This window comes from Gluconobacter kanchanaburiensis NBRC 103587 (genome assembly GCF_007988905.1).
GTDB classification, from domain to species: domain Bacteria; phylum Pseudomonadota; class Alphaproteobacteria; order Acetobacterales; family Acetobacteraceae; genus Gluconobacter; species Gluconobacter kanchanaburiensis.
On the sequence record NZ_BJVA01000004.1, the window covers coordinates 166,744 to 189,444 of the forward strand.

The 22,701-nt window shown below is 58.6% G+C and carries 27 protein-coding genes and 1 other RNA gene; 12 read left to right on the top strand and 16 right to left on the bottom strand.

Annotated elements, in window-relative coordinates; all coding sequences use genetic code 11:
- Positions 1 to 4: 4 nt before the first annotated feature.
- The 3 genes from GKA01_RS05200 to GKA01_RS05210 form a co-directional block, all read right to left on the bottom strand.
- The gene (locus GKA01_RS05200) at positions 5 to 910 is read right to left on the bottom strand and encodes a polyprenyl synthetase family protein (protein ID WP_146859893.1); all 906 of its coding nucleotides are present in this window, start codon (positions 908 to 910) and stop codon (positions 5 to 7) included.
- Positions 907 to 1,158, bottom strand: a complete 252-nt coding sequence (locus GKA01_RS05205) for an exodeoxyribonuclease VII small subunit (protein ID WP_146859895.1) — start codon at positions 1,156 to 1,158, stop codon at positions 907 to 909. The genes GKA01_RS05200 and GKA01_RS05205 overlap by 4 nt, the downstream gene beginning before the upstream one ends.
- 97 nt (positions 1,159 to 1,255) lie before the next feature.
- Positions 1,256 to 1,510 carry a sulfurtransferase TusA family protein gene (locus GKA01_RS05210; protein WP_146859897.1) on the bottom strand — a complete coding sequence of 85 codons (255 nt, stop codon included), beginning with the start codon at positions 1,508 to 1,510 and terminating at the stop codon, positions 1,256 to 1,258.
- 170 nt (positions 1,511 to 1,680) lie between these two features.
- On the opposite strand from GKA01_RS05210, the gene GKA01_RS05215 reads away from it, so the two are divergent.
- Both GKA01_RS05215 and GKA01_RS05220 read left to right on the top strand, forming a co-directional pair.
- Complete coding sequence (locus tag GKA01_RS05215) at positions 1,681 to 2,025, top strand: hypothetical protein (RefSeq protein ID WP_146859899.1); 345 nt, start codon at positions 1,681 to 1,683, stop codon at positions 2,023 to 2,025.
- 11 nt (positions 2,026 to 2,036) lie between these two features.
- Positions 2,037 to 2,516 (top strand): hypothetical protein, encoded by a 480-nt coding sequence (locus GKA01_RS05220; protein ID WP_146859901.1) that lies wholly within the window; start codon positions 2,037 to 2,039, stop codon positions 2,514 to 2,516.
- Between the two features lie 114 nt (positions 2,517 to 2,630).
- Here GKA01_RS05220 and GKA01_RS05225 read toward each other — a convergent pair whose 3' ends face one another.
- From GKA01_RS05225 to GKA01_RS05235, 3 genes are all read right to left on the bottom strand, one after another.
- Positions 2,631 to 3,419: a hypothetical protein gene (locus GKA01_RS05225; RefSeq protein ID WP_146859903.1), complete on the bottom strand. Its 789-nt coding sequence runs from the start codon at positions 3,417 to 3,419 to the stop codon at positions 2,631 to 2,633.
- Between the two features lie 58 nt (positions 3,420 to 3,477).
- Positions 3,478 to 4,809, bottom strand: coding sequence for an NCS2 family permease (locus GKA01_RS05230; protein ID WP_146859963.1), 1,332 nt, complete (start codon positions 4,807 to 4,809; stop codon positions 3,478 to 3,480).
- An 85-nt stretch (positions 4,810 to 4,894) separates the two neighbouring features.
- Positions 4,895 to 7,054, bottom strand: a complete 2,160-nt coding sequence (locus GKA01_RS05235) for an AsmA family protein (RefSeq protein WP_146859905.1) — start codon at positions 7,052 to 7,054, stop codon at positions 4,895 to 4,897.
- Positions 7,055 to 7,138: 84 nt separating this feature from the next.
- Between GKA01_RS05235 and GKA01_RS05240 the strand changes: the two genes are divergently transcribed.
- Complete coding sequence (locus tag GKA01_RS05240; protein ID WP_228119806.1) at positions 7,139 to 7,702, top strand: biliverdin-producing heme oxygenase; 564 nt, start codon at positions 7,139 to 7,141, stop codon at positions 7,700 to 7,702.
- On the opposite strand, the gene GKA01_RS05245 is transcribed toward GKA01_RS05240, so the two are convergent.
- The 7 genes from GKA01_RS05245 to efp all read right to left on the bottom strand — a co-directional run bounded on the left by GKA01_RS05245 (position 7,687) and on the right by efp (position 15,376).
- The gene (locus GKA01_RS05245; protein WP_146859907.1) at positions 7,687 to 9,093 is read right to left on the bottom strand and encodes a glycosyltransferase family 2 protein; all 1,407 of its coding nucleotides are present in this window, start codon (positions 9,091 to 9,093) and stop codon (positions 7,687 to 7,689) included. The genes GKA01_RS05240 and GKA01_RS05245 overlap by 16 nt on opposite strands.
- Positions 9,094 to 9,103: 10 nt before the next feature.
- Positions 9,104 to 10,906: a translation elongation factor 4 gene (lepA, locus tag GKA01_RS05250; RefSeq protein ID WP_146859909.1), complete on the bottom strand. Its 1,803-nt coding sequence runs from the start codon at positions 10,904 to 10,906 to the stop codon at positions 9,104 to 9,106.
- A gap of 84 nt (positions 10,907 to 10,990) precedes the next feature.
- Complete coding sequence (locus tag GKA01_RS05255; RefSeq protein ID WP_146859911.1) at positions 10,991 to 11,992, bottom strand: peptidoglycan -binding protein; 1,002 nt, start codon at positions 11,990 to 11,992, stop codon at positions 10,991 to 10,993.
- Positions 11,993 to 11,995: 3 nt separating this feature from the next.
- On the bottom strand, positions 11,996 to 13,132 hold the full coding sequence (locus GKA01_RS05260) for a flagellar motor protein MotA (protein WP_146859913.1): 1,137 nt from the start codon (positions 13,130 to 13,132) through the stop codon (positions 11,996 to 11,998).
- 18 nt (positions 13,133 to 13,150) lie between these two features.
- Positions 13,151 to 13,900 (bottom strand): OmpA family protein, encoded by a 750-nt coding sequence (locus tag GKA01_RS05265; protein ID WP_194265813.1) that lies wholly within the window; start codon positions 13,898 to 13,900, stop codon positions 13,151 to 13,153.
- Positions 13,901 to 13,975: 75 nt separating this feature from the next.
- The gene (locus GKA01_RS05270; RefSeq protein WP_146859915.1) at positions 13,976 to 14,803 is read right to left on the bottom strand and encodes an inositol monophosphatase family protein; all 828 of its coding nucleotides are present in this window, start codon (positions 14,801 to 14,803) and stop codon (positions 13,976 to 13,978) included.
- A gap of 6 nt (positions 14,804 to 14,809) precedes the next feature.
- Positions 14,810 to 15,376, bottom strand: coding sequence for an elongation factor P (gene efp / locus GKA01_RS05275; protein WP_062032946.1), 567 nt, complete (start codon positions 15,374 to 15,376; stop codon positions 14,810 to 14,812).
- A gap of 233 nt (positions 15,377 to 15,609) precedes the next feature.
- Between efp and GKA01_RS05280 the strand changes: the two genes are divergently transcribed.
- Positions 15,610 to 15,918: a carboxymuconolactone decarboxylase family protein gene (locus tag GKA01_RS05280; protein ID WP_146859917.1), complete on the top strand. Its 309-nt coding sequence runs from the start codon at positions 15,610 to 15,612 to the stop codon at positions 15,916 to 15,918.
- Between the two features lie 14 nt (positions 15,919 to 15,932).
- Here the strand turns inward: GKA01_RS05280 and GKA01_RS05285 are convergent, their stop codons facing one another.
- Positions 15,933 to 16,991: a lysine-2,3-aminomutase-like protein gene (locus GKA01_RS05285; RefSeq protein WP_146859919.1), complete on the bottom strand. Its 1,059-nt coding sequence runs from the start codon at positions 16,989 to 16,991 to the stop codon at positions 15,933 to 15,935.
- Between the two features lie 53 nt (positions 16,992 to 17,044).
- Between GKA01_RS05285 and epmA the strand changes: the two genes are divergently transcribed.
- The 3 genes from epmA (at position 17,045) to GKA01_RS05300 (ending at position 19,409) form a co-directional block, all read left to right on the top strand.
- On the top strand, positions 17,045 to 18,040 hold the full coding sequence (epmA, locus tag GKA01_RS05290) for an EF-P lysine aminoacylase EpmA (protein ID WP_146859921.1): 996 nt from the start codon (positions 17,045 to 17,047) through the stop codon (positions 18,038 to 18,040).
- Between the two features lie 107 nt (positions 18,041 to 18,147).
- Entirely contained in the window at positions 18,148 to 18,573 is a 426-nt protein-coding gene (locus GKA01_RS05295) for a hypothetical protein (protein WP_194265819.1), read from the top strand.
- 56 nt (positions 18,574 to 18,629) lie between these two features.
- Positions 18,630 to 19,409, top strand: coding sequence for a fasciclin domain-containing protein (locus tag GKA01_RS05300; protein WP_146859923.1), 780 nt, complete (start codon positions 18,630 to 18,632; stop codon positions 19,407 to 19,409).
- On the opposite strand, the gene GKA01_RS05305 is transcribed toward GKA01_RS05300, so the two are convergent.
- Complete coding sequence (locus GKA01_RS05305) at positions 19,380 to 19,958, bottom strand: thiamine phosphate synthase (RefSeq protein ID WP_146859925.1); 579 nt, start codon at positions 19,956 to 19,958, stop codon at positions 19,380 to 19,382. The two genes, GKA01_RS05300 and GKA01_RS05305, sit on opposite strands and share 30 nt — an antisense overlap.
- Entirely contained in the window at positions 19,945 to 20,226 is a 282-nt protein-coding gene (locus GKA01_RS05310; RefSeq protein ID WP_208653392.1) for a hypothetical protein, read from the bottom strand. The genes GKA01_RS05305 and GKA01_RS05310 overlap by 14 nt, the downstream gene beginning before the upstream one ends.
- A 173-nt stretch (positions 20,227 to 20,399) precedes the next feature.
- On the opposite strand from GKA01_RS05310, the gene GKA01_RS05315 reads away from it, so the two are divergent.
- The 5 genes from GKA01_RS05315 to GKA01_RS05335 all read left to right on the top strand — a co-directional run bounded on the left by GKA01_RS05315 (position 20,400) and on the right by GKA01_RS05335 (position 22,575).
- Positions 20,400 to 20,633, top strand: a complete 234-nt coding sequence (locus tag GKA01_RS05315; protein WP_146859927.1) for a hypothetical protein — start codon at positions 20,400 to 20,402, stop codon at positions 20,631 to 20,633.
- A 3-nt stretch (positions 20,634 to 20,636) separates the two neighbouring features.
- Positions 20,637 to 20,981, top strand: a complete 345-nt coding sequence (locus GKA01_RS05320; RefSeq protein ID WP_146859929.1) for a cell division protein ZapA — start codon at positions 20,637 to 20,639, stop codon at positions 20,979 to 20,981.
- A gap of 49 nt (positions 20,982 to 21,030) precedes the next feature.
- Positions 21,031 to 21,187: non-coding RNA, 6S RNA (gene ssrS, locus GKA01_RS05325), on the top strand.
- Positions 21,174 to 21,740: a 5-formyltetrahydrofolate cyclo-ligase gene (locus GKA01_RS05330; protein ID WP_146859931.1), complete on the top strand. Its 567-nt coding sequence runs from the start codon at positions 21,174 to 21,176 to the stop codon at positions 21,738 to 21,740. The genes ssrS and GKA01_RS05330 overlap by 14 nt, the downstream gene beginning before the upstream one ends.
- Before the next feature lie 19 nt (positions 21,741 to 21,759).
- Entirely contained in the window at positions 21,760 to 22,575 is an 816-nt protein-coding gene (locus tag GKA01_RS05335) for a TIGR00282 family metallophosphoesterase (protein ID WP_146859933.1), read from the top strand.
- Positions 22,576 to 22,701: the final 126 nt, after the last annotated feature.

Sequence of the window (22,701 nt, forward strand, 5' to 3'; positions counted from 1 at the left end):
GGGATCAGTTCCTGCGCTCGACGACATAATCTGCCAGTGCCCGGAGGGCGTCGGCCTGTGCACCGAAGGATGAAAGAGCCTCCCGGGCACGGTCGCTCAGACGCCGGGCTTCGGCGCGGGCTCCGTCAATGCCAAGCAGGGAGACATAGGTTGATTTGCCGCTGGCTTCGTCCTTGCCGGCGGTTTTGCCGAGTTCTTCGGCAGTGGCTGTAGAGTCCAGAACGTCGTCCGCAACCTGGAACGCCGTACCGAGATCGCGGCCATAACTGACTATGGCCGCGCGGCGTGCATCGTCCACATCTGCCAGAATGGCGCCGGACTCAGCGGCGTAGCGGATGAGGGCGCCGGTCTTCAGGGCGTGCAGGCGACGAACCTGATCCAGAGGAAGGGCGCGGCCTTCGCCACGGATGTCGATGACCTGACCGCCGACCATACCGGCAGAACCGGATGCCTGTGCGAGGGCGAGGGCGAGATTGGCCCGGACCGTCGGGTTGTGGCTGGTTTCTGGCTCGACGAGAATTTCGAAGGCGCGTGTCTGAAGGGCGTCACCTGCTAGAATCGCGATCGCTTCGTCGAACTGCTTGTGCGTGGATGGTTGGCCGCGTCGCAGGTCATCGTCGTCCATGGACGGCAGATCGTCATGGACCAGTGAATAGGCGTGCAGAAGTTCAACCGAGGCAGCGACGCGCAGGGCGGCGGCACGGTCGGCACCGAACAGTGTTGCTACTTCCACGGCGAGAAAACCGCGCAGACGCTTGCCGCCGCCCAGGGCAGCGTAACGCATGGCTTCAATGAGAACGGACTCGTCTCCAGGCACCATCGGGAGCAGGGCGTCGATCGTATTTTCGATCTCGGCACAGGCGCGGGCGAGCGCGTCTTTCAGGGAAACGGACGTGGTAGGGGCATTCATCGGCCGGGCTCTCCGGTATCGGCGAGAGGCTCCGTGCCTGTCGAGCCGTCATCGTTCTGAACGATGGCGCGGACACGCATCTCGGCCTCTCCCAGCTTCGCATCACAGTGCCTGCGCAAGGCGGCACCGCGCTCGTAAGCGGAAATAGCGTCCTCAAGCTTCATCTGGCCGCCTTCAAGGCCACGGACAATCCGCTCCAGCTCGGAGAGAGCATCCTCGAAAGACATGGCATCAATGGGGTCGGGCATGAAAAGCCTCAAGATACGCTTCGGAACAAGGTAGCGAGGGGATTACAGCCAGAAGACAGTTTTTGCCAGCCCTGACCATGGGAACGCTGGAGTTTCTTCAGGAGGGTGGTGTTTCTGCACGTCTGCGGATGAGAAATGACAGCACGCCTGCGGTTTCCGTGAACGCAATGAGCGCATGTCCGGTTTCGCGGCAATAGGATTGGAAATCCGCCACGGACGCCCGGTCCGTAGCGAGAATACGCAATCTGGCACCGGGCAACATGTCCCGAAGCGCACGGTTGGCTTTGAGAACCGGCATGGGACACGCCAGTCCTCGCAGATCAAGGAGTGTTTCCGTTGGAGGAGCAGTCATGGTCTTCAATTATGCGCCTAACGCTGAGAGAGGCCAAGCGGGGTTTTCCTCTAATCGGACACGCGCCTTTCGAGTTTCCATTGATAAAGAATGCGTTTATTCCTATGTTAATGGCTCAATGCCACAAAGCGTTCCCCTCGGGGAGCGCTTTTTTTGTTTGGGGGAACGGCATGTCGGAAGGGGAAGGGCAGGCGATCAGTCTGTCTGACGGGAATGAGAGACGGGCCTACACGATGCGGATGCTCGAAGACCGGGTGCTGCGCCTGGAGACGATCGCAGGCGGCCTGTCGGATCGGTACGAGCAGTTGCGAACAGAAATGCGCCAGGAAATTTCGTCTCTGCGGAATCAGATGAAGCTGCTGGAAACGAAAGTCGATGACGGGAATCGTGTGGTGAACGGGAAACTGGACCGGCTGATTGGCGGGCGCGCCGTCATTACCGGAATCATCACATTGGGGACGTCCATCCTTGGGACCGGCATGGTGCACATCGCACTGTCGCTGAGCACGAAGTAAGGAGCCGCGGAATGAGTGGTATTGATGCAGGTCAGCTCAAGCATCTCGTGGTTGCTCCAGCGCTGGCAGCGCTGGGACTGGATGGTGATGTTGCTGTCAATCTTGTAACGGGCACTGCTCTGGCGGAAAGCCGCGGAGCTTATGTCCGGCAGCTTGGAGGCGGCCCGGCGCTGGGCCTGTGGCAGATGGAGCCTGCGACCCATGATGACTGCTGGGTCAATTTTCTGTGTTACCCGGCGGCCAGGCGTTTCGAACGGATTCTGCAGGGGATGCTTTCTCCTGATCTGCCCCGAAGTGCGCAGCTGGTTTCCAATCTGCGATATGCATCGGCAATGGCCCGGATCCGTTATTATCGGGTCTCCGCTCCGCTGCCTGCAACGAGCGATCCGGTCGCGCTCAGTCACTTCCACAAGCAGTACTATAATACTGCCGCAGGTGCCGCTGATCTGACGGGAAACATTCCTTTTTTCCGTCAGGCGGTGCTTGTCTGAAAATCGGGGAGCGATGTCGGGGAGTATATGCATCACGCTCCCGACACCGCAGTTCTGTTTAAACCGGCTTATTATGACGGAATAGTGGCAAAAGATGCGGACGCTGCAAACAGTTCATGCATCCGAAGTGAAGAGGGGCAGGGTACGCAACGACAGATCACCCTGAAAAGTCGTGTTGCCGGTATGGGTCAGGGATAAACCCCGGTGCAGGGCTACAGCGCCCCCCATGCCGGTCCAGCGTCTGCAGAAGGCAAAATCCTCTGACAGATAGGTTCTGGTCTCCGGATCGATTAGGCAGTCGAAAAGGGCGTAGGCGTCTGATGACGCGGAGGCAGGCGTGTTCCCTTCGATCTGTGCATCGATGCGGCTGTATCGGGTTTCGGGATAGTGGGCGATCATGTCGAGGACCATCTGACGGGTCATCAGCATGAAGCCGGTCCCGATATAAGAGATGGAGGCAATGTCATCTTGCGTTTTGCTCTCATGAAGAGCGGCGCAGTCTCCGACATACCGCAAACTGGCGGTACTGGCGGGCTCACCTGCAGACATGAAGCGGTCGGTATCGTGGTCCCAGTAATGGGATTTCAGCGGATAAGGCGCTCCGATCAGCGGGTGGTCTGCATCCAGTAAAGCCAGAATATCCTGTATCGAAAAACCGATGTCGCTGTCGATAAACAGCAGGTGCGTTGCGTCCGTCATTGTGATGAACTGATGAAGAAGAGTGTTTCTTGCCCTGGTAATCAGGGCATCGTTTCCGATGGTCGAGAGTGTGAGCTGAAGGTTGTGAGCGGGCGCCATGGCCATGCAGCCGATGAGAGACTGCATGTAGTTTAAGGTCACTGTTCCACCGAAACATGGAGTGGCGATGAAGACGTGGCGCGGACTGGGGGAGTAGGATGTCATGGGAGCATCCTGCCTTTGACCTGGTGAAGAAAAGGTTAAAACGGGTTGAAAGGCTGCCTCACGCACTCATATGGGCCTGAAGAACCATGTAGAAGACAAAAGCCGCGTCCAGACCAAGAACAATAGGTGTCAGCCGTTGGAACTGACGCAGCGCAATGGCAAGAGCCGTGTAGATCAGTAGGCCACAGGACAGGCTCAGCATGAAATTGCCTGTTACGCCCGCAATCAGAAGCATGATGAGAGGGGGGATTGCTTCCGCAGGTGCTTCTGCCACACGGCTGAGGCTACCCAGCATGTTCAGCCCAACGAGGATCAGAACCGGAGCCGTTGCGATCGCGGGGATGGCCGTAATAAGTGGCCAGAACACCGAGGATATTGCAAACAGAGCCGCGACGACCAGTGCGCTCAGGCCGGTTCGTCCGCCAGCTTCCACGCCCGCAAGACTCTCGACATACGCGGAAACCGTACAGGTGCCGAGTGACGCGCCAATGATGCTTGCGGCGCCGTCCGAACCGAAAGCGCGGTGATCGAGCGCGGGCTTTTCCATCGTCCCATTAAGTCCGGCCCTGTGGGCGACACTCATCATGGTTGCGGTGGCGTCAAAAAAATCGCTCAGCAGGAAATAGAGGGTGATGGGGACGAGAAGGCCGAGATGGGAAAAATATTCATGGAAATCGAAGGGAAGAAAGAGGTTCGTAGGATAATGTGGCCAGTCCAGAAGGTGTGCAGGAAGATGTGTGACGGGGCCAGACGGGGTGCGTATGAAGAGCCCGACGAGGGTTACGGACAAAATAGCGATCAGAAGGCCGGCCGGGACCCGCAACACGATAAGGACGGCGCTCAGAACAACGCCTGCCAGGCTGAGCAACACTGAAGGGTTGCTCAGCGCGCCAAATGTCAGTCCCTCGGGCGAGGGGACGGCAATGCCTCCCGTGATAAGGCCAATACGGGCGATGAATGCGCCCAGTGCGATCTGGATGCCAAGAACGATTGTAGGCGGAAAGCCGCGAATTATGCGCTGGCGGATCTGGCTCAGGGAGAGGGCCGTGAAGCAGATACCACTGAACAGGACGACAGTGAAAGCTGTTCTGGGACTGACATGAGCCTGCTGGACGACCACCTGCGCGAATAGGACATTGCTGCTCATGGCTGGCGCCAGCGCGATGGGTAGTCTGGCCCACAGTGCCATGAGCAGCGTACCGGCGACGGCTCCGGCAATGGTCGTCATGACCATGTCATGACGGTCCAGCCCCGCCGCAGACAGGATGGCGGGATTGACGGCCACGATATAGGCCATGGCTCCGAAGACCGTCAGTCCGGCAATGATTTCGCGCGGAATGGTCGAGCCACGGGCAGAAATGTGGAACCAGCGGTCGAGTCTGGACTGCAGCAAGCGGATACTCCGGAGGAAAGGGGCGGCTGCGTCAAGCTATAGTCAAAAAAGCGGACGCTGCCATGCTCCGGAGCATATCTTTTCATTTCGGATTCGATTTTTCCTTCCAAGCTTTCCTGACCTGTTTGGGAGTGAGGTGGTGCTGACTGGAACTGACATGTTTGTTCGCACCCGGAGGAGTATGCGGAACGCTGGCTGGGCCAGGGCCGGTTGTTTTGCCAGGCGTAATTCCCGCAGCCGGGTGCTCATTCGCTTCCAGAATGGCTTTTTCACAGGCCGACCCTCTTCCGACGCCAAGCTGGATGGTCGGAATAAGGGCTGCTGGCGGGAATACGATGCCAAGCCCCACAGCTGCGGCAACGCGGCCGATCAGTTCTGCGCCGGGCATGACAGTCGGGCTTTTCATCGCGCCGAAAATATGAACGGCGCCGGGGAGTGAGAGGATCTGCGGGCCGACCGAGCGCGTGGTGATGGCGTAATCCAGTGTGTCTTTATGGAAGTTGACCGTGCCGGTACCCATGGTACGCGTATTACCGGTTTGCAGCAGCATGGAGTTGGTGTGGACGATGCCGCTTCTGAGCGGAAGATCGGCGACAAGACATTCAAGTTTTGAACGTCCCGGAATACCAAGGGCGGAAAGCACAGCCGATCCAAGTTTGAGACCGAGCAGATCCGGAAGAAGCGCGGTCACGTCCCCGCCATGATCCAATACCAGCGTCGCACCGCCATCCCCGTTCTCAACAAGGGTTGCAACGGAATTGCCGGTTGATTTCAGGGTGACATGACCGCCGATGGTGCCATTGCCCTGAAACATATCCTTTGATGTCATGATGCGTGAGAGCGGCAGACGGGCCACCTCCATCCGGAAGCGGGTGCGAAACTGCTCGTCCTGTGCCGGTTCGAGGCCTGCGGTCGCGGAGATCGTGCCGGTTCCTGTGGCGAAAGTCAGGTGTTTGAGATCAATCGCGCCGTCCCTGACCTCAAGCTCGGTATCGATATTGTCCAACGGCCAGTTTTTGTTGCGGATATGGTCGCCATGATAGGTCAGGTGAATATTGGCTGCGTTAAGTTTGGGAACATTGATTTTCCTGTCGGGGAGTACTCGCGAGCTTGCAGGTTCGCTCTTCGTGTTTTCGCCGGGTTTTGCGCCAATGAAGCCACCTAGATCTGCGAGATCGACCGAGTGGGAATGCAGTGCCGCCTCGACAAATATGGGCTTCTGATGCGGATCGACGTTGATATCGCCGCCAATGTCAGAGGACCCCATATGGCCTTCGAACTTCTGAAAGCGGATTGCCCGGTTTGAGTAGGCCAGATTGCCCGTCACGCTGTAAGGCGGTGTCTGGGGAATTGGTACGCCTGTAAGCGGGTAGAGAAGCGACATGTCCGGTCCGGCAAAATGCAGGGCGAGATTTGTTCCCTGAAAATGCATCGGATCATCAACTGTGCCCCGCAGCGTGACATAGGTTGGACCGTTAGCGAGACGTCCGTCAATCGGATAGGGATGCGTTGCATCCGCCAGACCCAGCAGTGCGCCGCCGACAATATGACCGGTAATCGGGGCCTGGGCGTAGCGTCCCTTGAGATCGATCACCAGATGTCCGTCATCTCCGTTTCGGGGGGCTTCCGTATGGATCAGGACATGCATGTCCGTCTTCAGCTTGGCGAGTGCTAGACGGATATCGCCGTCATTAATCTCGAGTTTGCCGAGTTTTGGCAGTGGGGTGCCTGAGGTCTGGGAGTTCTGCGCTGAAGTCTGAGACGCCGTGTCGAACGTATAGTTGTTCGTTCCATTGATGAGAGAGACGATATCGCCCCTTGGAGCATCCACGCGGATCAGGGGGAGGGACAGTCCTGAACCTGTCAGATATCTCCAGATATCAACCGTGACCGTTATGGCACGGGCGGATGCGAAATCGTCTTTCTCTTTTTCGAAACCCTGAGGCTGACTGACCTTAAGGCCGTCAACGGTAACAGTCGTTTTCAGTCCCGGACGGACGTGGAGATGGGCTATGCTGACCGGACGGTGCAGGGCGGCGCTGGCCTTGCGATTGATATAGGGAACGAACCAGTCCCATTGCCAGACAAGAATCAGGATGACGATCAGGATCGCCAGTATGCCCATTGCCGCTCCGGCGATTTTCAGGCCACGGTGTCGGCTGGGCTGCTCCGGGCTTTGGTTTTCTGAGCGGGCGGGAGGCGTAGGGCTGCTCAACGTCGTGTTCTCCGGAACCGGGTGCATCTGAAGCGATCTTGCCGTTACAAGTCACTCTAATTACGAACAGAATCGGCAACGGTTCCACATGACAGGGGAAGAGCGGCACCAATGGAAATGGCGAGACAGGCGAATGAACGGAAGTCTCCGGGGCTGGAAGAACTGCGACATGTCAGCCGGGCGGCTCATGATGCGGTTGATCAGGCCTTTTCCCGTTTCGATCTGAGCAAACGGAAATCCTACGGGGCATTTCTGACAGCTCATGCCAGCGCTCTTCTGGCGGCTGAGGCGTATCTGAGCCGGTATGCTGAAAATCTGCCGCCCTGGCGCCCCCGTGGAGACCTGCTCGTGGCCGATCTGCATGAAATGGGGCTTCCCGTACCGCCATTGTGCCCGATAGTGCTTGCTGATGATCCCTCGGCGGCTCTGGGCGCCCTGTATGTTCTGGAAGGGTCACGGCTGGGAGGCCGCCTTCTGGCAGGGCGTGTGGGAGAGGGGGTGCCCCGTTCCTATCTGTCAGCGGTTCATCTGAAGGGCGAATGGCCAGATTTTCTGGGCTACCTTGGCAGCGTTCTGGAGGCGAACAGCGTTGAGCGTAGACAGGCTGTCATGGACGGAGTGGTGAGAACTTTTGAGATGTTTCGGGTCGCCGCGGGGTCTCAGTTGGAAGACTGAGACGCGGGAAGGACATTGCGCGGGACAAGGCCGGGAAAGGCGTCGACAAGACGCTGGGCCTGCGTGCGTGGAAGCATTGCAATTGCACATCCCAATGCGCTGGCATCGGGGGCAGGTAGACGGTCAATCCCACGAAGCAGCCCCGGCAGATCATGGCCCTCCGCCGTCAGGATCATAAAAGGCATCATCCGACTATAAAGTGTATTTGTGGGCTCTATGTCGGTCAAAGCATGATCAGGAACGGGAATATGGACTTTTTCACCGCTGACCGGGGAAAGGACCATGTTGGTGTCGATCTGGATCCTGAGCGGTACCGCAGGCAGCAGCGACGGGGAGCCCGGTATGCTGAGGTGGCGCTCCGGCAGCGGGTTCTCCGTAAACAGACAGGCATTTATGGCGTCCGTGCCCGAAGCTTCGATTCCCATGATCAGCCGATTGTAGCGCCCGAAATTCGTGTCATCTGCGCCAACGGATGCAAATGCTCCTGTTTGCATGTCCAGCATCAGATGTTTTTCCTGACCTAGCATGCAGAAGCGAAACTGTGGCGGAGATGTTTGTGACGACGGTTCGGAAAGTTGCGCGGGAGTAATGCCGAGTTGTTGTAGAATTAACCTGTCGCCATGCGTTATCGCTGCCTTGAGGCGCCAATAAAGATCGGTCAGGGACGCCTGTGTAATGCCTGAGGCAATGCGCCGGCTCTGCGCAAGCCATCGGATTGCGCCGGTATATTCTGCGTCGTTTCGGTCGAAATGATGCCAGGCATCTTCCGGTGTCGTGCTGGGATCTTCACGCAGGAAGCTCTGGCGATCACCCGCAGCAAAATGAAGGATGCGGCTTTCGTTCCAGTTCGGCTCCTGGTCGAGGGCGGAGAAGGGATCGGGAAGGCTGCCGCCGATCTGCCGGGGACGTACGAACTGCCTTATAACACGGTGGTCAGGCAGGCTTAGGAGGCCATGGCGTGTAAAGGTTTCGACAGGAGAGAAAGCGGAGGGCTCATGTCGTCCGGCTGAACCAAACAGACACCAGTTGACGGGAATAGTCGCTCCGGCAGGTCCGGCCGTGAATTCGGCAACGGATCGGGCAGTGTCGAAATGCAGATATTCATCCGCTGCCAGAATCATCATCCAGTCGAATTCGTCCTGTCCTTCTTCAAGTGCCTTTTTATGAAAAAGGATTTGTCGTTCAAGGCGTGTGGGTAACGTGCTGTCCGAGGACTGTACCCGGATGTCGTAAAGCGTTGCTGCGTTCGACAAAACGGTGCTTGTTCCGTCTGTCGAATGATCATCACAGACAATCAATGTCGAGAAGCCAATGGTAGCGTGATGCGCGAGCCACCAGCCGATCGTATCGACTTGATTATGGACGAACAGGATGGCTGCGCTTTTCGACATCGGGTAGTTCTCAGTCCATCTTTAGAGCTGCAAGGAAGGCACTCTGGGGAATTTCCACCTTACCGAACTGACGCATGCGTTTCTTGCCTTCCTTCTGCTTGTCCAGAAGTTTGCGCTTCCGGGAAATATCGCCACCATAACATTTGGCCGTCACGTCCTTGGACAGCGCGCCAATCGTTTCACGCGCGATAACCTTGGAGCCGATGGCCGCCTGAATGGCGATCTTGAAGAGCTGCTTGGGGATCAGGTCTTTGAGCTTGCCACAGATCGAACGACCACGCTGCTCTGCGACGGTGCGGTGCGAGATGAAGGACAGAGCATCGACCGGCTCGTGGTTTACGAGGATGGAGATGCGGACCAGATCACTCTCTTCGTAGCCGTCCATCTGATAGTCGAAAGAGGCGTAACCACGGCTGATGGATTTCAGGCGGTCGTAGAAATCGAAAACCACTTCATTCAGCGGCAGGCGATAGACGGCCATGGCACGATTGCCGACATAGGTCAGGTCCACCTGCACGCCACGTCGTTCGGAACAAAGCGTCAGGACCGGGCCAAGATATTCGTCCTGCACCATGATGGTGGCCTTGATCCAAGGCTCATCAATGGTTTCGATTTTGCTCAGCTCCGGCATGTCCGCCGGATTGTGCAGATCCTCGACCGTGCCATCCGTCATGTGCATCTTATAGACCACGGACGGGGCGGTCGCGATCAGGTCCAGATTGAATTCGCGGGACAAGCGTTCCTGAATGATTTCCAGATGCAGCAGGCCGAGGAAGCCGCAGCGGAAACCGAAACCCAGCGCTGCTGAGGTCTCGGCTTCGAAGTGGAACGAGGCATCGTTTAGCCGCAGCTTTGCAAGGCTGTCGCGCAGCTTTTCGAAGTCGTCCGCGTCAATCGGGAACAGGCCGCACCACACGACGGGAATGGATGGCTTGAAGCCCGGCAGAGCTTTCTCGGCTGGGCGACGGTCAAGGGTAACGGTATCGCCGACATTGCAGTCCGCCACGGTCTTGATGGCGGCGTTGATGTAGCCCATCTCGCCCGGGCCGAGGCTGTCGACCGACTGCATCTTGGGTAGGAACACACCGACTTGATCGACATGATAGGTCGCGCCGGTCTGCATCATGCGGATACGGTCGCCACGCTTGAGACGACCGTCCTTGATGCGGACGAGGATGATGACGCCCAGATAAGCATCATACCAGCTATCGACCAGCAGGGCCTGAAGCGGAGCTTCGGCGTCACCTGTTGGGGCAGGGAGGCGCTGGACGAGGGCTTCGAGTACGCCTTCGATATTGATGCCGGTCTTGGCACTGATTTCGACGGCGTCATCAGCAGGGATTCCAACAACTTCCTCGATCTGGGCGCGGACGCGCTCGGGCTCAGCAGCCGGAAGGTCGATTTTGTTCAGGACCGGGACGATTTCGTGATTGGCGTCGAGTGCCTGATAGACGTTCGCTAGCGTTTGGGCTTCTACGCCCTGAGAGGCATCGACCACCAGAAGCGAGCCTTCACAGGCAGCGAGCGAGCGGCTGACTTCGTAGGCGAAGTCAACATGGCCCGGCGTGTCCATGAGGTTCAGCGTGTAAACCTTGCCGTCCTTGGCCGGATAGGTCAGGCGGACGGTCTGCGCCTTGATGGTGATCCCGCGCTCCTGCTCGAGTTCCATCGAATCGAGGACCTGGTTTTTCATCTCACGCGCGGTCAGGGCGCCACAGGCCTGAATCAGGCGATCGGCCAGCGTCGATTTACCGTGATCGATGTGGGCGATGATCGAGAAATTGCGGATAAGAGAGAGCGGGGTATCGGTCATGGGTGCTACATAAGGGATTATCGCAGAAATGTCAGTAGATCTGCGTAAAAGCCTGCCTTTGTGACAAGACAGGCGGGAGTGGGATCAACGGTCCGTCAGACGGAATTCGATCCTGCGGTTTCTGGCATAGGCCGCCGGTGTGCTGGCAGCGTCCAGAGGCTGGTAGTCGGCAAAGCCTGTCGCGGCCAGATGGTGCGGGTCCACACCTTCGGCAATGAGCAGCTTGACCACGGTGATGGCACGTTCGGAAGACAGCTCCCAGTTGCTGGGAAAAGCGCTGTGGATCGGCTGGCGGTCGGCGTGGCCGTCCACACGCAGAATCCATGGAAGATCCGTCGGGATCGTTGAGGCGACTTGTTTGAAGGTGTGGGCAAGGGTCGTGATTTCCTTGCGGCCTTCTGGCGTTAGATCGGCACTCCCCTGCGGAAACAGGATTTCCGACTGGAAGACGAAGCGATCTCCCACGACGTTTACGCCCTTCTGGTTTTTCAGCAGGTCGCGCAGGCGTCCGAAGAACTCTGAGCGGTAGCGCTTGAGCTGATTGACCTTGTCGGCGAGTGCAAGATTGAGCTTGTTGCCAAGGTCGGCAATCTGGGTATCCTTGCCCTGTTCGGCCTTCTTTTCAATATCGAGAGCGTTACTGATAGCCTGAAGCTGACGGGTCAGTTCCTCAATCTGGGCCTGAAGGTCCGAGATCTTGCTGTTCTGCTGTTTGCTTGTGTCGTCTGCCGAAGCCAGTGCCTGATCTTTTGACTGAAGCTGTCCTGTCAGAGCGGCGATCTGGGTCGAAAGGGTCTGGAGCTGAGCCTGATTGTGCTGTTTTTCATCAGACAGCGTGGCGACGGTGGAGGACAGGCTTTTGTTCTTGTCTTCCGTCATCGACAGCATGTGCGACAGCTCGGCCAGCTGTTTTTGCAGGGCATCGAGCGTGTGTTCGCGTCGTGACAGCGAGACCGACAGGAACTGCTGTCCCACGACGAAAACGAGCAGCACGAAGGTGACGACCATCAGCAGGGTGGACAGGGCGTCCACATAGCCGGGCCAGGCATCAAGGGCGTTGTGGGATCCGCGTCTGCGCCGGGCCATGGATTAGCTCTGCCTGCCGGGAGGGGGCGTCGTATTGCCGGAGGCCGCCGCAATTGTGCGGGCGAGAACGCGAAGGTCGTTGCGAAGCTCGCCGATCGTCTGGGCACGGCCTTCGTGCATTTCCTGGATCAGGCGGCTGAGATGCGTTTCGATCCGGAGGAGCGCTGTTCCCTGAGAGCCGGGACCGTCGTCGCCTATGTGACGCAGAAGGGCCGTTTGGGTCTCGGCTGCGCGGGTCATGAGCGTCTGGTTGGCGGCGAGCAGATCCGTCATGCCGCGCAGGCGTTCCTGAAGGCTGTCGAGCATGTGCAGTTCGCGGACGCGGTTTTCCTCGCTGCGGGAGACGGCGTTCTGGAGTGTTTCCAGATTTTCGGCGGTCTGTTCGAGCAGGGCCTGAACATAGGCGGGAACGGGTGCGCCGTCGCTGTCGATGGACGTGCTGCCCGTGACGCGTGTGACGCCAGCCAGCCATTCTTCCAGTTCATTGAAGAAGCGGGTCTGGGCCTGTCCGGCTGTGAGATCCAGAAAACCGAGAACCAGTGCGCCGGCGAGGCCGAACATCGAGCCCGAAAACGCCGTGGACATTCCCGCGAGCGGTCCGGCAAGGCCTGTCTTGAGTTGGTTGAACATGACGTCCATGTCGCCGCTGCCTGCGGACATGTTGCCGATGACACCGGCAATCGAACTGACCGTCAGCAGAAGGCCGTAAAATGTTCCCAGCAGACCCAGAAAGATCAGAAGCTGAGTCATGTAGCGGGAGATTTCCCGGCTCTCGTCCAGACGCGAGGACAGGCTGTCGAGCATGGCCTGTGTGGTCTGGGTCGACAGCGTCAGGCGGTCCGTACGGTTGCGGGCCGCTAGCATACTGGCCATGGGCGCGAGCAGGCGGGGAGCCTTTGGGGTGGCCAGACCGGTGCGCGGCTGGCGGAGGAGCTCAACCCAGTGCACTTCTGGCATGAGGCGCTGGACGACATGCAGGTTCCACAGGATGCCCAACAGGAGCACGCCAAAGATGATGGTATCAAGCTTGGGGTTCGCGTTGAAAGCATGGAGCAAAGTCGTGCCCATTGTCGCGGTCAGAAGGGTGACAGCGACAAGGAAAGCGGCCATTCGCAGCAGATAGGTTGTAGGACGTGTCACGGCGTGTCTTTCCTGATGTTATGGCATGCCGTTTGCGGACGGTGCGGATGTATTGACAGGGTTTGCCTCGATCATGACATCCAGCCTGTCAGCAGGCGCGCTGTCCCCGTTTTCCGGGCGACCCAGAGCCCGGGGATAAAGGCGTGTCGTGGCAACGCCTGCATGGACAAAGATTGAGCGCACTGCGAGGGCGCGTGCAAGGGAAATACGTCTCGGCATGGAAACGTCATCACCCGGTAACGTCGCATGGGACAGAAGCACCACCCGTTGTTCCGGATGTCGTGCCAGTTCGCTTCCATAGACCTGAAGGGCCTTGAGGCTGTCCGTGTTCAGAGCCTCGCTGCCGGACGGAAACAGCACCCGCAAACCTCCATTCGGCAGTGCAATCGTGCTGCTTTTCGCGTCCGCGACCGCCGTCACTTCCACGGGAGGCAGGGGGGGGTGGATCTGCACAGGAACAAATGGGGGCGGAAGAACTACTGGCGGCGGCGGGGCTGGTGGAACGCCGGGCACGGTGTTGCGGGCCGGGAGACTTTTCGCGCGCGCGGGTGCAGCAGAAGGCGCGGCCGGGGGCACGGTCGCAGACGTATTCCGTACGGGACGCTTTTTCACGGAACGGGCTGTGGGAGGCTGTTTTTTTGCTGGAACAGCGGTTTTGGCCTGAGGCAGGTCGTCCAGATTGCTGGTGACCTGGGCCTGCGCGGCGGGCAGCGAAAGGCAGGCCAGAAAGGCCGCCAGAGAAAGGGAGGAGAGGATCGGCCTGTGCATGTCGGGCCGATCCTAGACGAGGCCTCATGTCTCCCGCAATGGGGCGTGAGGACAGTTTCGTCAGCTCCCGTTCAGTCAGTTTCGGTTCAGGGCCTCATGCACGAGTGCGCGCAAGGTGCCGTGAAGGTTGGTGTTTCCGGCAACGACGTTGACATCGTCGGGAAGGTCGTGGAGTTCGTTGCCGTCCGGATCGGTCGCATAGCCACCGGCTTCGCGGACCAGAAGCAGGCCTGCTGCGCAGTCCCACGGCTTGATGCCGAATTCCCAATATCCCTCATAGCGGCCTGCGGCCACCCAAGCGAGGTCAAGGGCAGCGGCGCCGAAGCGGCGAACTCCCGCAACTTGCGGCATCAGTGCGCCGAGGACGCGTGCGAACGGCAGGCGGCTGCTGCTCGGAACTTTTGCAAAGGGAATGCCCGTTGCGAAAACGGCTTCCAGCATGTTGCGGCGCCCAGACACGCGGAGGCGACGTTCGTTAAGGAATGCCCCCACGCCTTTCTCGGCCCAGAACATCTCGTTGGCGGCCGGGTTGTAGACGACGGCGGCGGCCAGTTCGACCGTTCCGTCCGGCAGCCGGCGCTGAAGTCCGATGGAAATGGCCCAGTGCGGAATGCCGTGCAGGAAGTTCGTCGTTCCGTCCAGCGGATCGACAACCCAGCGCCAGGTCCAGTTGTCTCCGCCCGAAGCGCCGCTTTCTTCCATCAGGAAAGCGTAGCCGGGACGGGCGCGGCTCAGTTCCTCGCGAAGGATTGTCTCGGCGCGCAGATCTGCCTGGGAGACGAAATCTCCCGGACCCTTGATGCTGACCTGAAGCTGTTCGACCTCTGCAAAGTCACGGAGCAGACGGCGCGAGGCCTTCTGCGCCGCGCCCTGCATGACGGCCATGTGCGGGGAGAGACGCATGGTGGATCAGTCCTTCGCGCGTTCGACGTAGGAGGCGTCTTCCGTGCGGACAACGATACGCTCGCCAGCCTCGATGAACGGCGGAACCAGCGTCTTGACGCCATTGGAGAGCACGGCGGGCTTGTAGGACGAGCTGGCCGTCTGACCTTTGACCACCGGGTCGGCTTCCGTGATTTCCAGCGTCACATGCGGCGGCAGTTCGACGCCCACCGGGTCGCCTTCGACCAGCTTGACGTTCAGCGGCATGTTGTCCTGAAGGAATGCGAACTGGTCGCCGAAGATGTCTTTGGCGAGAATGAGCTGCTCAAACGTTTCCGGATCCATCAGGACGACATTGTCACCATCCATGTAGGAATAGGTGTAGTCCTTGTCTTCCGTCATCAGACGCTCGACGGAGTCAGCCGTTCTCCAGCGCTCGTTGGTTTTGTTGCCTGTCTTGAGGTCGCGCATTTCGACCTGAATGAAGGCGCCACCCTTACCCGGGGTGATGATCTGCTGCTTGAGAACTGTCCAGCGACGGCCGTCGTGCTCGATGACCTGACCGGCCCGGATGAGGTTGGCTTGCTGTTTCATGCTTGTGTCCTGATGGCCCCGCAGGGCGTGATGGCCTTGGGGAAGGGATTTTATGTCACGTCTTGTGGGCTTCTAGCGCCGCACGGGGGCTCTAAGCAAGGCGCAAGGAATGCATCCTTGCGGCGCCCTCAGGAAACTGTGAAGGGCAGGGGGGTTGGGGCACTGCCTGGAACGGGTCATGTCAGAGTGTGTATCTGGCCCGGGAGTCGGGACAAAGCAAAAGGAGAAGCCGCATGTATGATATGAAGAACCTCTCGCGCATTTCCCATCTCGAAGCCAATGCCTCCAAGGGAATGGATGCGTTCTGGCAGTTCGACAGGGCCGCCTTCGAAGAAGGTGCAGTCAGCGCCCTGACCAAGCAGCTTGCTGCCGTGGCCGTCGCCCTGACGACGCAGTGCCCGTATTGTATCGAGCTTCATGTCAAAGCAGCACGCGAAGCCGGTGCGACGGATGCGCAGCTTTCCGAAATTGCCCTTGTCGCCGCGGCGATCCGCGCCGGGGGTGCCATCACACACGCCACACACATGTTTGAGACAAAGTAAGGTTTCTGCCGCTTTTACGTGAAGCTGCAGACATCTCCGGCCGGTGTCGAAACCGTGCCCGGAGCATCGGATCTGAGATATTCCGGGCCGATCGGGACTTTGCCGCGTCCGCCCGGGATGTCGAGAACATAAGTCGGCCAGGCCAGACCAGTGACGCGTCCACGGAGTTGCCGCAGCAGCGCCTGGCCTTCCTCTACCGGTACATGGAAATGCCCCGTCCCGGCTGCTGCGTCCAGATGATGCAGATAGTAGGGTTTGACCCGTGCTTTTATAAATGCCCGCAGCAGGGCTTCCAGACTTTCGACGGTGTCATTGACCCCACGCAGCAGGACTGACTGCGAGAGGACAGGAATGGCGCGTGACAGCACGGCACGGATCGCGTTCGTAGCCTGAGGCGTCAGTTCGCTGGCATGGTTGGCGTGAAGCACCAGCCACATCGAGCGGTCGGTGTCCATGGCATCCAGAAGTTCTTCGGTCATCCGCTCGGGGGCTGCGACAGGGACGCGGGAATGGATGCGGATGGTCTCGATATGGGGAATACCAGACAGGGACTGCACGATGTGTTTCAGCCGTCGGGGTGCCAGCATGAGGGGATCACCACCAGTAAGAATGATCTCCCGGATATCGGCATGGGTGCGAACCCAGTCCAGAGCCGTTTCAAGCTGTGCATCGCTTAAAAGACCGCCGCCTGGCCCCACGTGTTCTCGGCGGAAACAAAAGCGGCAGTAAAGCGGACAGATGAGCAGCGGCTTGAGTAGGGCACGATCGGCATAGCGATGGACGATGCCAGGGACGGGAGAAAGCGCGTCGTCTCCAATTGGGTCCGCGTCTTCATGTGGCAGGGTGACGAGTTCGCGCGCGTCAGGGATCACCTGCCTGGCGATGGGGTCGTCTGGCTGCGTGATAAGATCGCGAAATGCTGGCGGGACGGCTGTCGTGAAGCGTTGGCTCACCGCGTCGAGCATGGCGCGGTCCGCTTCGGACGCCAGCCCAGCCTCAATCAGGTCCGAAGGTGTGCGAAGAGTGGAGCGTTTTGCGGAATGCTCTCGGATTGTCTTGACCATATCGTGCATGTGTTGCCTCTAGCGGGGCTGATCCCCGTTGTGCAACAGGAGCGACAGATCTCATGACTGCATTGCCTGCCGATCCGGCCCGGATCGCGGAACGCCTGCCCGTTCTTGAGCGGCGCACGCAGATGGTCCGGTCCCTTCGGTCGTTCTTTGAAGAGCGTGGCTATCTGGAGGTTGAAACGCCGTTCGCGGTGCCTGTTCCGGGGGAAGAAGTTCATCTGAGATGCTTTAGAACCCAGCTCGAGCGGCCGGATGGAACACTGGAGGCGCGCTTTCTGCATACCAGCCCCGAATTCGCGATGAAGCGGATCGTGGCTGCGACCGGAAAGGCGGTTTTCCAGCTGGCGCGTGTCTGGCGCAATGGCGAAGCGAGCGACACCCATTCTCCTGAATTCACCATGCTGGAATGGTATCGGCCGGGTGCGGATCTTTCGTCATTGATGGACGAGACAGAAAGTTTTCTGCGGGCGCTTCTGCCTGCCAGAGTGCATCGCGGCAATGACCTTATTGATCTTTCCCAACCTTTTGAGCGGCTGACGATGCAGGCTGCCTTCGCGCGGTATGTCGGGGCAGACCTGCTGGGAACTGCCGGAAACGCGGAAGCGCTGGCAACGCAGGCCCGTACTGGTCTTCGGAATGGAGAAAGCTGGGAAGATCTGTTTTTCCGTCTTTTGCTGGAGCGTGTGGAGCCGATGATCGGGCGGGAGCGTCCGACCTTCCTGACGCACTGGCCGGCGGAGCAGGCGGCGCTCGCCCGCAGGGACCCGGGGGATGATCGTGCCGCGTTGCGTTTTGAGCTGTATGTCGGTGGCCTGGAACTGGCAAATGCTTTCGAGGAGTTGACCGATCCCGTGGAGCAGCGGGAGCGTTTTGCAACGGATCGTAAGCGGCGTATGGAACTGTCACCGGATCAGGACTGGGAGATGGATGAGGCTTTTCTGGCAGCTTTGCCGGATTTGCCGCCATGTTCAGGCATCGCACTGGGCTTCGACCGCCTTGTCCTGCTGGCAACGGGTGCGCCGCGGATCAGTGACATTTTGTGGTTGGTCTGATCTTTTCGGAACTTGCAGGAGTTTTAATCCTTCTTTTGCGTCAGAAGGGCTAGAACATGTCGAAAGAGGAACATGACCGCGTCGCAGCGGCACAGTCTGGGAAGATGATGATGAAAAAAGTGGGAGTGCTGTCTGTCCTGGTGCTGCTGGGTCTGTCCGCCTGCGAGGTCCCGACCCTACAGCAGCGCAAAGTACTCGATTCGATGGTTGGTAAGTCTGAAGTGGACGTCCTGCGCCAGTTCGGTGTGCCGACCCGGAACTATGACGCACAGGGCCACACCTTCCTCGCCTATATCGACAATCAGACCCAGTATTCTCCCGGTGGTGGCTGGGGTTGGGATGGCTGGGGCGGCGGCATGGGCGGCTGGGGCGGTGGCTGGGGTGGTATGGGCGGCTGGGGTGGCGGCTGGGGCGGTATGGGTGGCTGGGGTGGTGGTTTCCCGTCCACCTATTACAGCACGAGCTGCCAGACGACGTTTGAACTGGTAAGTGGCCATGTCGTGGGCTGGACCATGCGCGGCGACGGGTGCTGAATCGTTCAACCTGTTCTATGGTCGCACTTTCCGCTCACAGGATGGTGCGATCAGGCATGGATGTGCGACTCGACAGTTTCCCCTCACGACGAATTTCGTGCCGTGGCAGGAGTCTGAAAATTGGTGCCGGGCTCCTGCTCGTGGCTTCTCTCGCCGCCTGTGGTGATCCTGACTGGCAGGGAACAGACTGGACGAAAAATTTTCAGGACAGTTTCGAGACTCAGATCAGTGCCCGGACTGCCGTGATGCCGGGAAACACTGAAAAGGCGTATCAGCCCAGTGCAGATGGCACTCCCAACAGTCCGATTGCCTATCATGCGCCGCCGATGTTGTCCTATGAGGATCGTCCGCTCGACGAGAACATTGCAAACTCCCTTGAGCTTGCAGATTACGTCAAGGCGCTCCGTATTGCCGGGCTGACGCCCTGGATCAGCGGTCCCGGTCCATACACTGTTTTCGCCATTCCTAACGACGTCATGGAACGTTTGAGTGCGCGCTGGCCGGGGGGGCTTCTTGCGCCTGCGAATCGCGGTCAGCTCGTCCATATTCTCGGATACACCATCGCACACGGTGCCTGGAACGAAGCGGCGCTGCGCAAGGCCATCCATCGTAACCATGGCCGTACTATCGGACTGAAAACCTTGTATGGTGATTTACTGGGTGTGGGTCTGTCTCCCAGCACTGGCGAGCTGGTTCTGGAAAACATGACGGGTGAGACCAACCGTCTGTGGGGAAAATCATTCCCGCAGTCCAATGGCGTTCTTTATTTCACCCAGGGTGCCCTGCTTCCGACACCTGCGCCTGTCTCAGCCCGCAGTCAGCGCCGACACCGCTAGGAACCGGTCCCGGTCCTTGTCATCGCAATGAAGCGGGATGGCAAGGAAATCCGCACCTGCGGACAGGGCTGACGCGGCATCTTCAGGGGTCTGGATGCTTTCGGCGACAGCAGGAAGTTCCATCACAGAGCTCCACCAGGTCACAAGATCCAGCGCACCTGAAGGGAAAGCGACGTAATCCGCGCCTGTTTCCCCTGCCTTCATGGCGTCGTCGCGATTGGTGCACAGACAGCCGATCGGCAGGTCTTCTCCGACTGTTTTGCGCAGATCCACGAGAGCCTCGACATCCGCGGCATGCAAACCGTCGCATATTCCCAGAAGACTTTTCGGAATTCCGGATAGTACGCCGCTGGTCTCCAGAATCATGGCGACCCGATTGGTGTGAAGAACATCCAGGAACGCTGCAAGTTCGGTCTTTTCCGGCGTCCAGCCGAGCGGGAACCGGAGAGCCGTAACTGCTGGAATGGGTAGAATGGTCCTGAGCGTCTCAAGAGCAGCGGTCAGGTCAAACCGGGGCGGCAGAATGGGATAAAGATCACATGCGGTCATCGGGACGTTCTCGCAGATTGGAAGGCCGGGAGCTAGGTGGTCTGAAAAGCAGAATCCGGTTTCGGTACTGCTCATAGGTGTTCAGAGCGCGTCGTTGCGCAGGAGACAGACGGCAGACCACAAGGCCGATTCCGCAATCCAGCGCATGACGCGCGATGGCGGGCGAATCTCCGCAGTCCAGAATGGACAGGGGGGCCAGTCTGTCCGTGATTTCCAGCCACCAAGATACGCCCAGACTGTTTCCTGCACTTTCCGGTGAAAGCGCCATAAAAGGACTGGGACCTGACAGCTGCGCGCGCTGCATGTCATGACGGCACGAAATCACCATCACTGGATAGGGAATAGACGGAGATGTCCTTGACCCTGTACCGGGATCGGGGTTTTCCTGATGAATGGGCTGCGGCAGGTCTTTATGGGGCATGTTGCTGGCGGAACGATTGCATGAACGGGAAGATCGTGGCGGTAAGCGAGACGGGTATCCGGCAGGACGATAGGGCGGTTGAGCGCCTTGAGGAAGCGATGATGCGTATTGCCTCTGAGGCGGAGCGCCATGTTCTCGCGCGGCAGGCCAGCGAAAAGGCCATGCAGTCCCTTCCTGACTTGTCCGAGGTGGCAGCCAATATCGATGCGCTGTGTGCCCGCATTCAGGGTGTGCTTGACAGAAAAGGAGGCTGATCCATGGGACAGGTATCCATTCGCCTTAATGGCTATGTCTATAATGTGGGGTGTCAGGACGGCGAGGAGGCTCATCTTTACGATATGGCCCGGCACGTCGAAAGCTGGATCCAGCGCGCCCGTACTCTCGGAGGCGCTGCCAGCGAATCCAAGACCCTCATGATGGCTGCTCTGCTAATGGCCGACGAAATTTTCGAGCTTAAGCACCGTCAGATTTCGCCGGAAGCTGAAAAGCGGATGCAGCAGGCTGAAGCTCTGATCCAGACGGAAGAAGGGCGCCAGGAACGACTTGCCCGTCTTGCCGGACAGGCCGAACTTCTGGCCAGTGAACTGGAACGCATTCCATAAATCCGAAAGCTTTTCATTGAATATCCATCGGGACACTCTAATATAAACAGTGGAGCTGCCTGGTGCGTCAGGCAAATCATCCCCCGGGCCGATAAGCATTCCTACGGGAACTGGCTCTGTCGTGGCCCTGGTCACGTTACCCGGTGCCCACCTGCACTTGCAGGTCTAGGAGGGCTGAAAAGACCAACGGCTTTGGCGGCTCCACAGATTTCATCTCTCGATCTCGAAAAAAAGGCGCTGCGACTGGAAATGTCGCAACGGCGATCCGGTATGAAAGCCGGTCTGGAAAGTGCGCTCCGGGCGGAGCTGTTCCGCGAAATTGTTTCGCAGGGCAGTGTCAGGATCGCGGCCGTATGGCCTCTGGCCGGGGAGGTGGATCTGCGTCCGCTCTGTCATGATCTCGTTGGCGCAGGAAAACAGGTCCTCCTCCCGGAAACACCGCCAAAAGGCCAGCCGCTTGTTTTTCGACGCTGGTCGCCGTCAGCGATCATGCATTCCGGTCGTTTTGGTACAACCTATCCGGAAGGGGCGGTTGAGACGCCCGATCTTGTACTTGTCCCGCTGTTGGCTTTTGATCGCGCCGGTTATCGTCTTGGGTACGGCGGCGGCTATTATGATCGTACGCTCGCTGTGCTGCGCGTACCGGCGATCGGTTACGGGTTTTCGGCACAGGAACTCCCCGGAGTACCGGTCGGCCCATACGATATTCCTCTTTCCATGATCATAACGGAACATGGACCGATCAGAATTGCTCCATAACCTCATAAAGGACTGACTGTTGAGACTGCTGTTTCTTGGCGACATTATCGGACGAAGCGGGCGCGAGGCCATCACACGTAATCTGGCGGACTGGCGTGAAAAATTATCGCTCGATCTGGTTGTGGCGAATGGAGAAAACGCGTCTCACGGATACGGTCTCTCGCCGGACATCGCCCGCAGTCTTCATATGGCGGGGGTGGATGTCATCACTCTGGGCAACCATGCCTGGGACCGTCGGGACATGATCGGGCACATCAATCAGGCACCCTATATCATCCGGCCCGCTAATTATCCGGCGGGCACTCCAGGACAGGGCAGTTATATCGTCGATGTCGGACGGGGGAGACGGGCGCTTGTCATCAATGTCATGGGGCGCATTTTCATGGATCCCCTCGATGATCCTTTCAGGATTGTAAGCGAGATCCTGTCAAAACACCGGCTGGGTGTGACGGTAAACGCTATCCTGATTGACGTTCATGCCGAAGCGACGAGCGAGAAGATGGGCTTCGGAGCCTATTTCGATGGCAAAGTCTCGGTTGTCGTAGGAACCCATACGCATGTTCCAACAGCAGATCACCGTATTCTCCCGGCGGGAACCGCTTATCAGACGGATGCCGGAATGTGCGGGGACTATGACAGTGTCATCGGAATGGGAAAGCCCGCAGCCCTTCATAAGCTCGTCCGTAAAATACCGGGAGAACGGCCACAACCTGCGGAAGGTGAAGCGACGGTCTGTGGCCTGATGGTCGAGACGGATGATGCGACCGGGCTAGCCAGAAAGGTAGCACCTCTCAGAGTAGGAGGACATCTGGCGCCAAACTGGCCGGACTTCTGATAACGCAGAAAAAACCGAAAAAAGACAATCTTTTTTGCGACTAAAATGTAATGAATAACGGGGATTAGTCTGATTATTCCCGGAATTTGGCCTTTTTCCCTGTTAATGAATGCTTTGTGAATTCCA

What these genes read in the sequence shown, in the direction of transcription:
- GKA01_RS05215 (WP_146859899.1), top strand. Translation starts at nt 1,681, where the DNA reads ATGTCGGAAGGGGAAGGGCAGGCGATCAGTCTGTCTGACGGGAATGAG.
- GKA01_RS05225 (WP_146859903.1), bottom strand. Translation starts at nt 3,419, where the DNA reads ATGACATCCTACTCCCCCAGTCCGCGCCACGTCTTCATCGCCACTCCA.
- GKA01_RS05235 (WP_146859905.1), bottom strand. Translation starts at nt 7,054, where the DNA reads ATGCACCCGGTTCCGGAGAACACGACGTTGAGCAGCCCTACGCCTCCC.
- GKA01_RS05220 (WP_146859901.1), top strand. Translation starts at nt 2,037, where the DNA reads ATGAGTGGTATTGATGCAGGTCAGCTCAAGCATCTCGTGGTTGCTCCA.
- lepA (WP_146859909.1), bottom strand. Translation starts at nt 10,906, where the DNA reads ATGACCGATACCCCGCTCTCTCTTATCCGCAATTTCTCGATCATCGCC.
- GKA01_RS05205 (WP_146859895.1), bottom strand. Translation starts at nt 1,158, where the DNA reads ATGCCCGACCCCATTGATGCCATGTCTTTCGAGGATGCTCTCTCCGAG.
- GKA01_RS05265 (WP_194265813.1), bottom strand. Translation starts at nt 13,900, where the DNA reads ATGCACAGGCCGATCCTCTCCTCCCTTTCTCTGGCGGCCTTTCTGGCC.
- GKA01_RS05305 (WP_146859925.1), bottom strand. Translation starts at nt 19,958, where the DNA reads ATGACCGCATGTGATCTTTATCCCATTCTGCCGCCCCGGTTTGACCTG.
- GKA01_RS05285 (WP_146859919.1), bottom strand. Translation starts at nt 16,991, where the DNA reads ATGCACGATATGGTCAAGACAATCCGAGAGCATTCCGCAAAACGCTCC.
- GKA01_RS05245 (WP_146859907.1), bottom strand. Translation starts at nt 9,093, where the DNA reads ATGTCGAAAAGCGCAGCCATCCTGTTCGTCCATAATCAAGTCGATACG.
- efp (WP_062032946.1), bottom strand. Translation starts at nt 15,376, where the DNA reads ATGAAACAGCAAGCCAACCTCATCCGGGCCGGTCAGGTCATCGAGCAC.
- GKA01_RS05240 (WP_228119806.1), top strand. Translation starts at nt 7,139, where the DNA reads ATGGAAATGGCGAGACAGGCGAATGAACGGAAGTCTCCGGGGCTGGAA.
- epmA (WP_146859921.1), top strand. Translation starts at nt 17,045, where the DNA reads ATGACTGCATTGCCTGCCGATCCGGCCCGGATCGCGGAACGCCTGCCC.
- GKA01_RS05255 (WP_146859911.1), bottom strand. Translation starts at nt 11,992, where the DNA reads ATGGCCCGGCGCAGACGCGGATCCCACAACGCCCTTGATGCCTGGCCC.
- GKA01_RS05315 (WP_146859927.1), top strand. Translation starts at nt 20,400, where the DNA reads ATGAACGGGAAGATCGTGGCGGTAAGCGAGACGGGTATCCGGCAGGAC.
- GKA01_RS05270 (WP_146859915.1), bottom strand. Translation starts at nt 14,803, where the DNA reads ATGCGTCTCTCCCCGCACATGGCCGTCATGCAGGGCGCGGCGCAGAAG.
- GKA01_RS05200 (WP_146859893.1), bottom strand. Translation starts at nt 910, where the DNA reads ATGAATGCCCCTACCACGTCCGTTTCCCTGAAAGACGCGCTCGCCCGC.
- GKA01_RS05310 (WP_208653392.1), bottom strand. Translation starts at nt 20,226, where the DNA reads ATGGCGCTTTCACCGGAAAGTGCAGGAAACAGTCTGGGCGTATCTTGG.
- GKA01_RS05295 (WP_194265819.1), top strand. Translation starts at nt 18,148, where the DNA reads ATGATGAAAAAAGTGGGAGTGCTGTCTGTCCTGGTGCTGCTGGGTCTG.
- GKA01_RS05300 (WP_146859923.1), top strand. Translation starts at nt 18,630, where the DNA reads ATGGATGTGCGACTCGACAGTTTCCCCTCACGACGAATTTCGTGCCGT.
- GKA01_RS05320 (WP_146859929.1), top strand. Translation starts at nt 20,637, where the DNA reads ATGGGACAGGTATCCATTCGCCTTAATGGCTATGTCTATAATGTGGGG.
- GKA01_RS05280 (WP_146859917.1), top strand. Translation starts at nt 15,610, where the DNA reads ATGTATGATATGAAGAACCTCTCGCGCATTTCCCATCTCGAAGCCAAT.
- GKA01_RS05210 (WP_146859897.1), bottom strand. Translation starts at nt 1,510, where the DNA reads ATGACTGCTCCTCCAACGGAAACACTCCTTGATCTGCGAGGACTGGCG.